Below are 12,895 nucleotides of genomic sequence, written 5' to 3'. Positions count from 1 at the left end.
TGTCTCCGTTGGGTTGCAGGGGGCTTCACGCTCCGCCCGACTTATTCCTCAATAGGTGAATCTTCGTCTTCGAAATTTTCATTCGCAGCGCGTGCCGCCTTCGCCTTCTTGTCGGCGGTCAGCGCATCACGGATCAGGTCGTCGGTCAGGATCAGCCGCGCTTCGGAAAGCGTGGTGAACGGGATAACGACGACGGGCTCCTCGCCATAGGCAACCTGGTCGCGCTCGAGCCGGAAACCGTCGTCATCGACGGAAACGATCTTGCCGCGGAACCGCTTGCGGCCGTCGACCAGAACCGACGTCTCGCATTTCAGCAGGTGACCCTGCCAGCGGAAGAAGTCGGACTTGCGCACCATCGGGCGGTCGATGCCCGGCGACGACACTTCGAGATGATACGCCTTGTCGATCGGATCTTCCACATCGAGCACCGGCGAAATGGCCTTGGAGATCTCTTCGCAGTCCTCGACGGTCATGGTGCCGTCGGTGCGCTCGGCCATGATCTGCAGCGTCAGGCCGTTCTGGCCGGACATGCGCACGCGCACGAGCTGGTAACCCATCGGCACGATGACCGGCTCGATGATGTCGGCGACGCGCTGGTCGAGACCGGTTTCGGTGATCAGGCGGGGTTCATGTGCATTTTCAGCCGTTGTCGTATCGGACAAACGATCATCTCCTCATCGGACCGGCTAATAAAAAAGAGCGGGTCCTGACGGGCCCACTCTTCATCTACCGATCAAGAATTTGAGGCTCATATACGCCCCATCGCCGCAAATTGCAAGGCATTGGGCCGCCCGACGCAAATGGCCGGACGATCCGCCGGCGAGCATCTTCGCCAACAAGGTCAGTTTCAGCGGGTGGCACTTCGCGTTGTCCGGCCTATAACAGGTAACGAACCGCTTCGAGACGACAATCAAGAAACGAAGAGAGAAGACGAGGTGCCCACCCGTATTTCGCCGCTTGCCCCCTTCAAGCACGACATCTTCCGCACGATCTGGATCGCGAGCCTCGCCTCCAATTTCGGCGGCCTCATTCAATCGGTCGGCGCCGCCTGGCTGATGACCTCCATTTCCTCATCGGCGAACATGGTGGCGCTGGTGCAGGCTTCCACCTCACTGCCGATCATGCTCTTTTCGCTCGTCTCCGGCGCGCTTGCCGACAATTTCGACCGGCGGCGGATCATGCTGGTGGCGCAGTGTTTCATGCTCTTCGTCTCGGCACTCTTGACGATCTTTGCCTATGTCGGGCTGATCACACCCTGGCTGCTCCTGCTCTTCACTTTCCTCATCGGCTGCGGCACGGCGCTCAACAACCCGTCCTGGCAAGCGTCGGTCGGCGACATGGTTCCGCGCGAAGACCTGCCGGCGGCAGTCGCGCTCAACAGCATGGGCTTCAACATCACCCGCAGCGTCGGCCCGGCGATCGGTGGTGCCATCGTTGCGGCACTCGGCGCGGCGGCGGCCTTCTTCGCCAACACGCTCAGCTATTTCGCCATCCTCTTTGCGCTGGTGCGCTGGCGTCGCGAGGTGCCGACGAACACGCTGCCGCGCGAGACGCTGGGTCGCGCCATTTCGGCTGGCCTGCGCTATGTCGCAATGTCGCCCAACATCGGCAAGGTGCTCTTGCGCGGCTTCCTCTTCGGCCTTTCGGCGAGCGCCATCCTCGCGCTTCTGCCGCTCGTCGCCCGCGACCTCGTCCAGGGCGGGCCGCTCACCTACGGCCTGATGCTCGGCGCCTTCGGCCTCGGCGCGATCGGCGGGGCGCTGCTCTCTGCCCGGCTACGCGAGAAGCTTTCGAGCGAGGCGATCGTGCGCATCGCCTTTACCGGCTTTGCGGCCAGCGCCGCGATCACGGCCTGGAGCACCTATGCCTGGCTGAGCTGTCTCGTGCTGCTTATCTCCGGCGCCTGTTGGGTGCTGGCGCTGTCGCTGTTCAACACCACCGTGCAGCTTTCGACGCCGCGCTGGGTGGTCGGCCGGGCGCTGTCGCTCTACCAGACCATGACCTTCGGGGGCATTGCCGGCGGCAGCTGGCTCTGGGGTACGGCCGCCGAGCAATATGGCGCGGCCAACGCGTTGATGGGCTCCTGTCTGTTGATGTTCGCCGGGGTCGTGGTCGGCTTCCGCCTGCCCTTGCCGGAGTTCACCTCGCTCAACCTCGATCCGCTCAACCGCTTCAACGAGCCGCCGCTCGAACTGGACCTGAAGCCGCGCAGCGGCCCGATCGTCATCATGATCGACTACGAGATCGCCGACGACGATATCCCGGAGTTCCTGACGACGATGGCGGAACGGCGGCGCATCCGCATTCGCGACGGCGCCGGACATTGGGCGCTGATGCGCGATCTGGAAAACCCGACCACCTGGACCGAGACCTATCACGTGCCGACCTGGGTCGAATATGTGCGCCACAACCAGCGCCGCACCCAGGCCGACGCCGCCGTCGGCGACCGGCTGACGGCATTGCATAGCGGCAAGACGCCACCGCGGGTGCACCGGACGATCGAGCGCCAGACGATCGTGCCGACACATTACGAGCGCTACAAGCGACAGGTGAACGTGGACATGCACTAGGGCGTCCGTCGACCCACAGTGACGACCCAAGCAACGAAAAGAGGCCCCGTCATGGGGCCTCTTTTCGTTGCGGACCGGAATCCTTTAGCGCAGCTTCGCCTTCAGCGAGGCATCAGGGAAGCAGGTGGCGGCAAGGCCGCTCTTTGCCTGCCAGTCGCCGAGCGAGCGGCGGGTCTTGTAGCCGGGGAGACCATCGACCTTGCCGACGTCGTAGCCCTTGGCGACCAGCGCCTTCTGCATCTTGAGAACATCCGAGCGCAGCATATTGCCGACGTCGCCCCAGCTCCCGCGGAACGCGCCGCCGCCGGTGGCGATGCGGTCGGCGAGGTTGCCGATGAAGAGCGCGTAGAGGTCGGAGTTGTTGTATTCCTTGAGCACGTAGAAATTCGGCGTGACGACGAATTCCGGCCCGTGCCGGCCGGCCGGCACCAGCATCATCGAGGATGCCGACAGTTCATGCGACGGGAAGGCTTTGCCGGAAATGCGCGTGATGCCCTTGTTCGCCCAATGGGACAGGGGCTGAGCGAGATCCGGCCCTTCCTGGGCGCAGGAGACGGCTTCCGGGATCGACACCTCGAAACCCCAGTCACGGCCGCGCTGCCAGCCTTTCTTGACCAGATAATTGGCGATCGAGGCCAGGCTATCGGGCACCGAATTCCAGATGTCGCGCCGGCCGTCGCCGTCGAAATCGACGGCATATTGCAGGAAGCTCGACGGCATGAACTGCGGTTGCCCCATGGCGCCGGCCCAGGAGCCGCGCATCGCCGCCTCATCGACGTCTCCGCTATCGAGAATGTGCAGCGCCGCGATCAGTTCGCGGCGGAAAAGATCCGGTCTGGTCGACATGAAGGCCTTGGTCGCCAGCACATCGACGACCGGATAGGGGATCTTGGCGCGGCCGAAGCCGGATTCTCTGCCCCAGATGGCAACGATCACCGGGGCCGGAACGCCATAGGTGCGCTCGATCTTTTTCAATGTCGATGCGTGGGTGGAGGCAAGGCTGCGGCCGGTCGCCGCCAGTCCCTGCAGGCGTTTCTCCGAGAAATAGCTGCCGGGCGAGGAAAACTCTGCCTGGCTCTGCTTCTGCTCCTTGGGCTTCGGGAAGCCGGGAGGCGCCAGATCGGGCAGGTCCCAGTTGAGCTTCACGTCGGCGAAAGCGGCCTTGAACGAGCCGGCGGAAATGCCCGCCTTTTCAGCTTCCGGCCAAAGATCGCGCTGAAGCCAGCTGCGGAACTGTGCTTCGACATCCGCCTTGGTCGCGGCGTGGGCGGGAAGGCCAAGGGCGAGGAGCGCGGCAACGGCGGCAAGGAGGCCTGTAGCAGCTCGTGCACGACCGGCAAACAAGGAACGAATAGATGGCATCGGCATCCCTTCAGATCGACGTGCGGGCGCGAAGGGCAGCAGCCAGCGTGCCTTCGTCAAGATAATCGAGTTCGCCACCGACGGGCACACCATGGGCAAGCCGGGTGATCTTGACCTCCATGCCCTCGAGCTGGTCGGTGATGTAATGCGCCGTGGTCTGGCCTTCGACCGTCGCATTGACGGCGATGATCAGTTCGCGGACACCGCCATTGGCGACGCGCTGCACCAGTCCCTTGATGTTGAGATCGTCAGGCCCGACGCCGTCGAGCGGCGACAGCGTGCCGCCGAGCACATGATAGGCGGCGTTCATCGCACCCGCGCGCTCCAGCGCCCAGAGGTCGGAAACATCCTCGACGACGATGATCACCGCATGGTCGCGGCGCTCGTCGGAGCAGACGGTGCAGGGATCGATCGTATCGACATTGCCGCAGCAGGAGCAGATCCGGACCTTGCGGTGCGCCTCGCCCATCGCGTCGGCAAGCGGGCCGAGCAACTGGTCCTTCTTCTTGACGAGGTGCAGTGCCGCGCGCCGGGCCGAACGCGGGCCGAGCCCCGGGACCTTTGCCAGGAGCTGGATCAGTTTTTCGATTTCGGGGCCGGTGACTCGTTTTGCCATGCGGCGCTTTTAGCCCATATCGACCCGAAACGGAATCGTCTTCGCGTGCGCACAGCGAGGACGGCGAAGCGGGCGCTAGCGGGTGGCGATCGCCACCGCGGCACCGGCAATCGTCGCCGCGCTCGTCCGGTTGGCAATGCGCACCGCACGTCGGCTCTTCAGGAACGAACGCGCCTTGGAGGCCATCGCCACCCAGCCGAAATCGACGGCGACAAGCACGATCAACATCGTCATCACCAGTTGCATCCAACCGACCAGCGTCACCGCGTGAAGATCGATGATCGACGGCAGCAGCGCGACGTAGAACATCATCACCTTGGGATTGCCGAGCGTGACGGTGATGCCGGAGAAGAAAAGCTTTCCGGCCGAGCGTGACTGCGGCAGGTGATCGCCCGGCATATCCGGCTCCGCCGACCACATTTTCCAGGCGAGATAGAGCAGATAGGCGACGCCCAGCCATTTGATGGCGACGAACAGCAGATGGAAGCGCTCGGCGATCGCCGCCAGCCCCGCCACCGCGAAGGACAGCCAGATCGCTTCGCCGATCCAGAGCGCCACGAGGAAGGGCAGCACATCGCGCGCGCCCTTGGACAACACGCGGGCCACGAGTGCAGCCACACTCGGTCCGGGCGAGCCGGCTGCGACCAGCAGGGCGCCGGCGAACACAAGCAGGGATGTCAGGGACATGCGCGATCCTCCTCGGGAGGCGGCAATCTACCACGCTTTTCCGTTGGCGGAAGAGCGGGCGGCAGCGCGATTGCCAGCCTGGAAGCGCCACGCGGACGAACCGCTGGCGCGGCCAAAGGCCGGATCACGATGCGGTCAGCGGGCACCGATGGCCTGTGAGCGCATCGCGCACGTTCGGATGCGGCCCGGGGCCGATCAGAACGGCAGCTTCATGCCGGGCGGGATCGGCAGGCCGGCGGTCAGCTCGCGGGTCTTTTCCGCCTGGACGGCCTCGGCCTTGTCCTTGGCGTCCTTGTGGGCTGCGACGATCAGGTCCTCGAGGATCTCGACGTCGTCTTCCTTGAACAGCGAGGGATCGATCTTCAGGCTCTTGAGGGTGCCCTTGCCGTCGAGGCGAACCGTGACGAGGCCACCGCCGGAGGTGCCGTCGACTTCGAGTGCGGCGATTTCCGCCTGCATCTTCTCCATCTTGGCCTGCATTTCCTTGACCTTGCCCATCATCCCCATGATGTCGCGCATCGTCGTCTCCTGTTCTTCTGTTTCTGCTCGCAGACGGGATTATTCGATGTCGTCGCCAGGGACGATATCGCCGTCGGCGGATTCGGCTGTGGCCGGAGCCTGGCTCTCGACCTCTTCTTCAACGGCGCGAATGCGCACGTCGGTGATCTTGGCGCCCGGGAACCGGGCGAGAATGGCGGCGACATCGGGATCCTGGCGTGCGTCGTTGACGCGCTGCTCCTGCGCCCGCTGTTCCGCCTCGATCAATGTCGGCTCGCCGGCCTCGCGGCTGTAGCTGACGATCCAGTGGATACCGGTCCATTCCTTGAGCTTGACCGCAACTTCGCCAAGCAGGGTCTTCGGCGCGTCGTCCGAGACGTTGACGTCAAGGCGTCCGGGCTCGATCCGCACGAGCCGCAGGAAACCGCGCACGAGCGTCTTCAGCTTGATGTCGCGGTTCTTGGCGCAGAGATCGGCGATGTCGGCGATCGAATTGACCGGAACCGACGGCTGCGGCTTGGCCGCAGGCGCCGGCAGCGGGCGTTCTTCGATGCGGCCGACGGCAACCGCCTGGGGTGCTACGTCCGGAACGGCGCGCAGCATGGTCGCACCATTGCTCGTCGGGCGTTGCACCGGCATCGGCTGCGATGCCTGGGCCGACACGGACACGGAAGCCTGGGCCTGAGCGCCGCCGCCGTTTCCACCCGAAGGGCCAGGACGAGCGCCGCCGCCTTCATTGCCGGAAAGCTCCAGCAAGCGCCGCGCAGCCTCTTCCGGCGCCGGCAGATGTGCCGCATGCGCCAGGCGGATCAGCACCATTTCGGCAGCCCCCGCCGGGCGCGACGAGCTTTCGGCTTCCGGAATACCCTTGAGCAGCATCTGCCAGATGCGCGACAGCGCGGTGACCGCGACGCTTTCGGCGAAAGCAGCACCGCGGGTGCGCTCGATCTCGCTCAAGGACTGGTCGTTGACCGCCTCGGGCACGTATTTCATGCGGGTGACGAGATGGGTGAAATCGGCAAGATCGGTCAAGACGACCGTCGGGTTGGCGCCGGCCTCATACTGAGCCGTGAATTCCTCGAGGGCCGCGGCGACATCGCCTTTGACGACGTGTTCGAACAGGTCGACGATGCGGGCGCGGTCGGCAAGGCCGAGCATCGAGCGCACGGTCTCCACCTCGACGGCGCCGCCGCCGTGGGCGATCGCCTGGTCGAGCAGCGACAGGCCGTCACGGGCAGAACCTTCGGCGGCGCGGGCGACCATGGCGAGCGCCTCCGGATCGAAGGAGACGCCTTCCTTGCCGAGGATCGTCGAAAACAGGCCGACGAGATCCGATGCGCTGATGCGGCGCAGGTCGAAGCGCTGGCAGCGCGACAGAACCGTGATCGGCACTTTGCGGATTTCGGTGGTGGCGAAGATGAACTTCACGTGCTCCGGCGGCTCTTCGAGCGTCTTCAGCAGGCCGTTGAAAGCCTGGGTCGAGAGCATGTGCACTTCGTCGATGATGTAGACTTTATAGCGGGCCGAAACCGGGCGGTAGCGGACCTGCTCGATGATCTCGCGGATATCGTCGATGCCGGTGTGCGAAGCGGCGTCCATTTCGATGACGTCGACATGACGTCCATCCATGATCGCCTGGCAATGTTCGCCCGGGACCCTGAGATCGATCGTCGGCCGGTCGATATCCGGCGTCTTGTAATTGAGCGCGCGAGCGAGGATGCGGGCGGTGGTGGTCTTGCCGACCCCGCGCACGCCGGTCAGCATATAGGCCTGGGCGATGCGACCGGTTTCGAACGCGTTGGTGAGCGTGCGCACCATCGGTTCCTGTCCGACCATCAGGTCGGAGAAATCCTTGGGGCGATATTTGCGCGCCAGAACACGGTAGGCGGCTGGTTTCTCAACGGATGAAATGGACGTATCGTCGCTCATCGACCCTGCCGCTGTTCGAACTCTTGTCCCGACAGGACGGAAAAGGTGGGAGGCTGGCACGATGACCCGTGCCGGAGCTCGTTGGGGCTGCTTCCTTCCGGACCTGACCCGGTTGGCGAGTGGCTCGTCCACCACCAACCTCCCGGCTTCCATATCGGCAATATCGAAAGCAAATGCAAGCCAAGCCATCAAAAAACTGATATCGATATGCAAAACAAGGCGAATCCGCCATTCTCAATAGCCGAGGAGAACCCGTTGACGACCTTCACCCTCGACGAGCGGCTCGAACGCGACGGCATTCCGATCGCCTCGATCGGGCTTTGCCAGATGCGGCTGATGAACGACCGCCGTTGGCCCTGGCTCGTGCTCATTCCCCAGCGTGAAGGCATTTCGGAGATCTTCGACCTCACCCCGCTCGACCAGACGATGCTGACCTTCGAAACGACCATGGCGGCGACGGCGCTGAAGAAGGTCACAGGCGCCGAGAAGATCAATATCGGCGCGTTGGGCAACATCGTCCGGCAGCTTCATGTGCATATCATCGCCCGCAGCGACGGCGACCCGAACTGGCCGGGGCCGGTCTGGGGCTTCGGCAAGGCGGAGCCGTGGGACGAGAAAGAACATCAGGCCTTCGCAGCCCGCATTCTGGAAAACCTCTGAACATGACGAAATCGATCTTTGACCTTCGCAGCCCGCATCCAGAGCCAAGCACCCTCGTCGCCTTCTCGGAGAATCATCTGGATCGCCAGTCGGAGCACCGCGCCGACGATTGCGTCGAGGTGGCGCTGAAGCGCCCGGGTGCGCACTTCCTCGCCTTCTCCGGTCCGAAGCTCATCGTCAAGCATGACGAGAAGATCATCGACCCGCTGTTTGCGCCTTATGAGCTCGAAGGCCTCGAACCCGTTCTCGACGAGACGATCCTGCTCGGCTACCTCGCGAACGGCGAACCCCGGCTGGCTGTGCCGACGGGTCTCACCGAAGAGACGATCACCGAGCCCTTCAAGATCGCCGATGGCCGCACCCTCTATCGCCAGCAGATGCTGCCGGAGGAACTGCTTGGCCAGTTCGCGCAAGGCTCGAGCCTGATTACCTGGAATGCCAACAACCGCTTCTGCGGCCGCTGCGCCGGCCCGATGGAAGGCAAGGCCGGCGGCTACCGCCGAATCTGCACCGCCTGCGGCCACATGGTCTTCCCGCGGACCGACCCTGTCGTCATCATGATGACGATCGACCTTGAGCGCGACCTCTGCCTGCTCGGCCGCAGCCCGCACTTCGCGCCGGGGATGTATTCCTGCCTTGCCGGCTTCGTCGAGCCGGGCGAGACGATCGAAAACGCCGTGCGCCGCGAAACGCTCGAGGAGTCCGGCATCCATATCGGCCGGGTGCGCTACCATGCTTCGCAGCCCTGGCCGATGCCGCACACGCTGATGATCGGCTGCTATGCCGAGGCGAAATCGACCGTCATCAAGCGCGACGAACAGGAGCTGGAGGACGTGCGCTGGTTCACGCGCGAGGAAACGACCGCGATGCTCGAACGCTCGACCGGAGTCGCAGACACCGGTGACGCGCATATTCCGCCACCCAAGGGCGCAATCGCACACCAGCTGATGCGCGACTGGCTCGCCTGGGGCGAGCGGGCGTAGGCGCGCTCTAGAGGAGACCGGCCTTGTCCCGCTCCGAACGGCTGCTCGACCTCCTCCAAGTGCTCCGGCGCTACCGCCAGCCGGTGAGCGGTCAGCGGCTGGCGGAAGAAACCGGCGTCAGCCTCCGAACGCTCTACCGCGACATCGCCAGCCTCCAGGCGCAAGGAGCCGATATCGAGGGCGAACCTGGGCTCGGCTATGTGCTGAAACCCGGCTTCATGCTGCCGCCGATGATGTTTTCCGCCGAGGAGATCGAAGCCTTGGTGCTCGGCTCGCGCTGGGTCTCCAAGCGCACCGACGACGATCTCGCCGGTGCTGCCGCCAACGCGCTCGCCAAGATCGCCGCCGTGCTGCCTGCCGAGCTTCGCGAGGAACTGGACAGTTCGACGTTGCTCGTTGGCCCAAGCCCGCCGGCCACCAACGGCATCGACATCGCGGCGCTCCGGCGCGCGATCCGCAACGAACGCAAGGTGGAGCTCGACTACGTCGACAATGACGGCAGCGCGACGCAGCGTACCATCTGGCCCTTTGCACTTGGCTTCTTCGAGAACGTGCGCATGGTCATGGCCTGGTGCGAGCTGCGCCTGGACTTCCGGCACTTTCGCGCCGACCGCATGCAGCGGATGGCGGTGACCGAGGCGCGCTATCCTCGCCGCCGGCAGGTGCTGATGAAGGATTGGCGCGCAAGCCAGAACATGGCGGCATCAAAACGCCAGACGGTCGGCTCCTGACGGGCGCTCATGCGCTGATGCTGACAGAAACTGGCAGCGGCCAGTCCTAGCCTTGGCACTCCCGCAACAAGGAGGAAAACCATGGCCAAGGCAAATCTCATCGTTCTCTACGTCAAGGATCCGCTCGCAAGCGTGACGTTCTACCGGGCGGTTCTCGCGCAGGAACCGCAGGTCGCCTACCAGACCTTCTCGTCCTTCGAGCTGCCCGGCGGTTTCACCCTCGGGCTCTGGGCCGAACATACGGTCGCGCCGGAGCCGGCGGCATCGGGCAGCCGATCGGAACTGGCGTTCATGGTGGAGGACGAGAGCGCGGTGCGCGCACATTACGAGGATTGGAAGGGGAAAGGCCTGCCGATTGCGCAGGAATTGACCGAGATGGATTTCGGTCCGACTTTCGTCGCGCTCGATCCGGATGGTCACCGGCTGCGCGTCTGCCTCTACGATTCTTAGGCGAGAGGGTATGCAGCGCGCATCCCGCCAGCTTGAAGCGGCGGGATGCGCGAATGGTGCGGATTAGCGGCCGTAAACGGCGGCCTGGATCTGCGAACGGGACAGACCAATGTCGCTCAGTGCGTGATCGTCGAGAGCGTTCAGCTCGCGGATCGCACGGCGGGTCTTCGCATATTCCATGATCTTCTGACGGATCTTCATCTTTAAAACTCCTTACTTGACGAGCATCAAATAGGCATTTGCCTAAAATTTGTGTAGCGCCACGATTGCAAACTAGGCATGCGCCAGACGCGTAGCCGGTTAACGAACTTTTGCCACTTTCGCCCCCGTAGGGCGTGGCGAAACCAATGATTCTCTCGGATAATCATCGCGGACGGAACGCGCAGGAATTAAGCGTGATCCTGTAAAAATCTTAGCCAGATGGCAGATCCGCGAATATGCGGCGCAAGAAGACCGCAACCATAGGCTTTATTTTGACTAGAAATCAGGCGCACTCGGGACCTGCAGCCTCCAGCTGAGGGCAAAGCTGCGGGCAACGAAAGCGACCGCCCCACGGCTTTGCCGGAGGCGGTCGGCGCCTGCCTGCGCAGGCTTTTCTCTCAGAAGTCTGGCGCTGGAGCAGATCTGTTCAGAGAACGCCGCGCATCGGGTGTGCGTTATAGGTTCCGAGGATGCGGACCTTTTCGGAGAAAAAGCGCAGCTCGTCCATGGCGTGGCGCACGCCGACGTCATCCGGGTGCCCTTCGATATCCGCATAGAACTGCGTCGCCACGAACCGGCCGCCGAGCTGGTAGCTCTCGAGCTTGGTCATGTTGATGCCGTTGGTGGCGAAACCGCCCATGGCCTTGTAGAGCGCTGCCGGGATGTTGCGGACATTGAAGACGAAGGTGGTGATGATCAGCTCTTCGTCGCTGGTCCGGGATATGCGCTGCTCTTCGCGGGACAGCACGACGAAGCGGGTGACGTTGCTCTCGGTATCCTCGACGTTCTCGGCAATAATTTCGAGTCCATAGAGATCGGCGGCCAGCCGCGGCGCGAGCGCTGCCATCGAGCGGTCGCCCTTTTCGGAAACGAGCTTTGCCGCGCCGGCGGTATCGCCGGCGACGACTGGTTTCCAGCCGTTGGAGCGCACGATCTTGCGGCACTGGCCAAGGGCATGGATGTGGCTGTGCACGGTGCGGATCTCATCACGGGTGACACCCGGAAGCACCATCAGCTGGAAGCGGATCGGCATGAAATATTCGCCGACGATGTGCAGCCGCGATTCCGGCAGGAGGTGATGGATGTCGGCGACGCGGCCGGCGATCGTGTTCTCGATCGGGATCATCGCCAAATCGGCGTCGCCGTTCTCGACCGCGACGAAGGCGTCCTCGAAGGTCTGGCAGGGCAACGGCTCCATCGACGGGAACATGTCGCGGCAGGCCATGTCGGAATTGGCGCCATAGTCGCCCTGGAAGGAAATCCTGTTGGTCTTGGCGGTCACGGTAGCGTCCTTCTCAGGTTCTGATATCAGCGGTTACGGGCGGACAGGATGCGGCGGGCCTTTTCCAGCTCCACCGGGGTGTCCACACCAAGCGGAACCGAATCGACGATCTCGACATCGATGCGCATGCCGGCTTCGAGCGCACGCAGCTGCTCCAGCGATTCGCGGCGCTCGAGCACGGAGGGCCGAAGCGAGACGAAACGCTCCAGCGCCTGGCGGCGATAGGCATAGAGCCCGATGTGATGATAGAACGGGCCCTCGCCATAGGGCGCGGTCGCGCGGGTAAAATAGAGCGCGCGCAGGCGCGTGTCCGAAAGCGGCGAGCCGACGACCTTGACGATGTTCGGGTTGGTCTTCTCGCTCTCTTCGGTGATCGCCACCGTCAGTGTCGCTATATCGGTGGCTGCATTTTCGAGCGGGTTCAGCGCCGCGCGGATCGATGCCGGCTCGACCGTCGGAAGGTCGCCCTGGACGTTGATGACGATCTCGGCCTCGCCGTTCGGATCGGCCTTCTGCAGCGCTTCGTAGATCCGATCGGAACCGGACTGGTGGTCGATGCGGGTCATGATCGCTTCGAAGCCGGCCTCGCGCACCACGTCGAAGACCTGCTGGTCGTCGACGGCAACGACGACGCGGCCGACGTCCGCTTCCTGTGCTCGGGTCGCTACCTGGACGATCATCGGCAGGCCGCAAATGTCGGCGAGCGGCTTTCCGGGTAGGCGTGTCGAAGCCATGCGCGCCGGAATGAGCACGATGACTTTACCTGAATTTTCGCGATTCATGATCTGGCCTTCAAAAACCCCGCCGAAAGTGTCAATAAGTCTCAGTTAGGGGCCGATAATCACTGTTGCAACGCAGAGCCAAAAGACATAGGTTCCGCGCGATTTCAAGATAGGCCGGGTTTTTGTTTGCGCCGGTGGCAAAGG

Annotated in this window: 14 protein-coding genes and 1 other RNA gene; 5 read left to right on the top strand and 10 right to left on the bottom strand. The window is 63.6% G+C overall.

All coding sequences use genetic code 11. The features are described from left to right. Positions 1-41: 41 nt before the first annotated feature. Positions 42-662, bottom strand: coding sequence for a ribosome maturation factor RimP (gene rimP, locus L981_RS03725; RefSeq protein ID WP_043611825.1), 621 nt, complete (start codon positions 660-662; stop codon positions 42-44). A gap of 273 nt (positions 663-935) precedes the next feature. Between rimP and L981_RS03720 the strand changes: the two genes are divergently transcribed. Further along, entirely contained in the window at positions 936-2,570 is a 1,635-nt protein-coding gene (locus tag L981_RS03720) for an MFS transporter (protein ID WP_043611822.1), read from the top strand. A gap of 84 nt (positions 2,571-2,654) precedes the next feature. Here the strand turns inward: L981_RS03720 and L981_RS03715 are convergent, their stop codons facing one another. The 6 genes from L981_RS03715 to ffs all read right to left on the bottom strand — a co-directional run bounded on the left by L981_RS03715 (position 2,655) and on the right by ffs (position 7,805). Continuing rightward, positions 2,655-3,932, bottom strand: coding sequence for a lytic murein transglycosylase (locus L981_RS03715; RefSeq protein ID WP_156133952.1), 1,278 nt, complete (start codon positions 3,930-3,932; stop codon positions 2,655-2,657). Between the two features lie 10 nt (positions 3,933-3,942). Next, complete coding sequence (gene recR / locus L981_RS03710; RefSeq protein WP_043611817.1) at positions 3,943-4,548, bottom strand: recombination mediator RecR; 606 nt, start codon at positions 4,546-4,548, stop codon at positions 3,943-3,945. Between the two features lie 75 nt (positions 4,549-4,623). Further along, positions 4,624-5,235 (bottom strand): LysE family translocator, encoded by a 612-nt coding sequence (locus L981_RS03705; RefSeq protein ID WP_043611815.1) that lies wholly within the window; start codon positions 5,233-5,235, stop codon positions 4,624-4,626. A 195-nt stretch (positions 5,236-5,430) separates the two neighbouring features. Next, positions 5,431-5,754 (bottom strand): YbaB/EbfC family nucleoid-associated protein, encoded by a 324-nt coding sequence (locus L981_RS03700; protein ID WP_029742357.1) that lies wholly within the window; start codon positions 5,752-5,754, stop codon positions 5,431-5,433. Between the two features lie 39 nt (positions 5,755-5,793). After that, a complete protein-coding gene (locus L981_RS03695) occupies positions 5,794-7,662 on the bottom strand; it encodes a DNA polymerase III subunit gamma/tau (RefSeq protein WP_043611813.1) in 1,869 nt (622 codons plus the stop codon). Between the two features lie 45 nt (positions 7,663-7,707). After that, an RNA gene (gene ffs / locus L981_RS33595) (signal recognition particle sRNA small type) lies at positions 7,708-7,805 on the bottom strand. Positions 7,806-7,869: 64 nt separating this feature from the next. On the opposite strand from ffs, the gene L981_RS03690 reads away from it, so the two are divergent. From L981_RS03690 to L981_RS03675, 4 genes are all read left to right on the top strand, one after another. After that, complete coding sequence (locus L981_RS03690; protein ID WP_052201563.1) at positions 7,870-8,322, top strand: HIT family protein; 453 nt, start codon at positions 7,870-7,872, stop codon at positions 8,320-8,322. Positions 8,323-8,324: 2 nt separating this feature from the next. Further along, positions 8,325-9,305 carry an NAD(+) diphosphatase gene (gene nudC, locus L981_RS03685; RefSeq protein WP_043611808.1) on the top strand — a complete coding sequence of 327 codons (981 nt, stop codon included), beginning with the start codon at positions 8,325-8,327 and terminating at the stop codon, positions 9,303-9,305. 23 nt (positions 9,306-9,328) lie between these two features. Then, a complete protein-coding gene (locus L981_RS03680) occupies positions 9,329-10,036 on the top strand; it encodes a YafY family protein (RefSeq protein WP_043611807.1) in 708 nt (235 codons plus the stop codon). 81 nt (positions 10,037-10,117) lie between these two features. Beyond that, positions 10,118-10,486, top strand: coding sequence for a VOC family protein (locus tag L981_RS03675; RefSeq protein WP_043611805.1), 369 nt, complete (start codon positions 10,118-10,120; stop codon positions 10,484-10,486). Positions 10,487-10,549: 63 nt separating this feature from the next. Here the strand turns inward: L981_RS03675 and L981_RS33590 are convergent, their stop codons facing one another. The 3 genes from L981_RS33590 to L981_RS03665 all read right to left on the bottom strand — a co-directional run bounded on the left by L981_RS33590 (position 10,550) and on the right by L981_RS03665 (position 12,751). Then, positions 10,550-10,687 carry a DUF1127 domain-containing protein gene (locus L981_RS33590; protein ID WP_064817013.1) on the bottom strand — a complete coding sequence of 46 codons (138 nt, stop codon included), beginning with the start codon at positions 10,685-10,687 and terminating at the stop codon, positions 10,550-10,552. A gap of 427 nt (positions 10,688-11,114) precedes the next feature. Continuing rightward, positions 11,115-11,969: a prephenate dehydratase gene (locus L981_RS03670; protein ID WP_043611803.1), complete on the bottom strand. Its 855-nt coding sequence runs from the start codon at positions 11,967-11,969 to the stop codon at positions 11,115-11,117. 26 nt (positions 11,970-11,995) lie between these two features. Continuing rightward, on the bottom strand, positions 11,996-12,751 hold the full coding sequence (locus L981_RS03665; RefSeq protein WP_043611801.1) for a 3-deoxy-manno-octulosonate cytidylyltransferase: 756 nt from the start codon (positions 12,749-12,751) through the stop codon (positions 11,996-11,998). Between the last annotated feature and the right edge of the window lie 144 nt (positions 12,752-12,895).

This window comes from Ensifer sp. ZNC0028 (genome assembly GCF_000799055.1).
Taxonomy (GTDB): domain Bacteria; phylum Pseudomonadota; class Alphaproteobacteria; order Rhizobiales; family Rhizobiaceae; genus Ensifer.
This window is presented reverse-complemented; position numbering and strand designations above follow the sequence as displayed.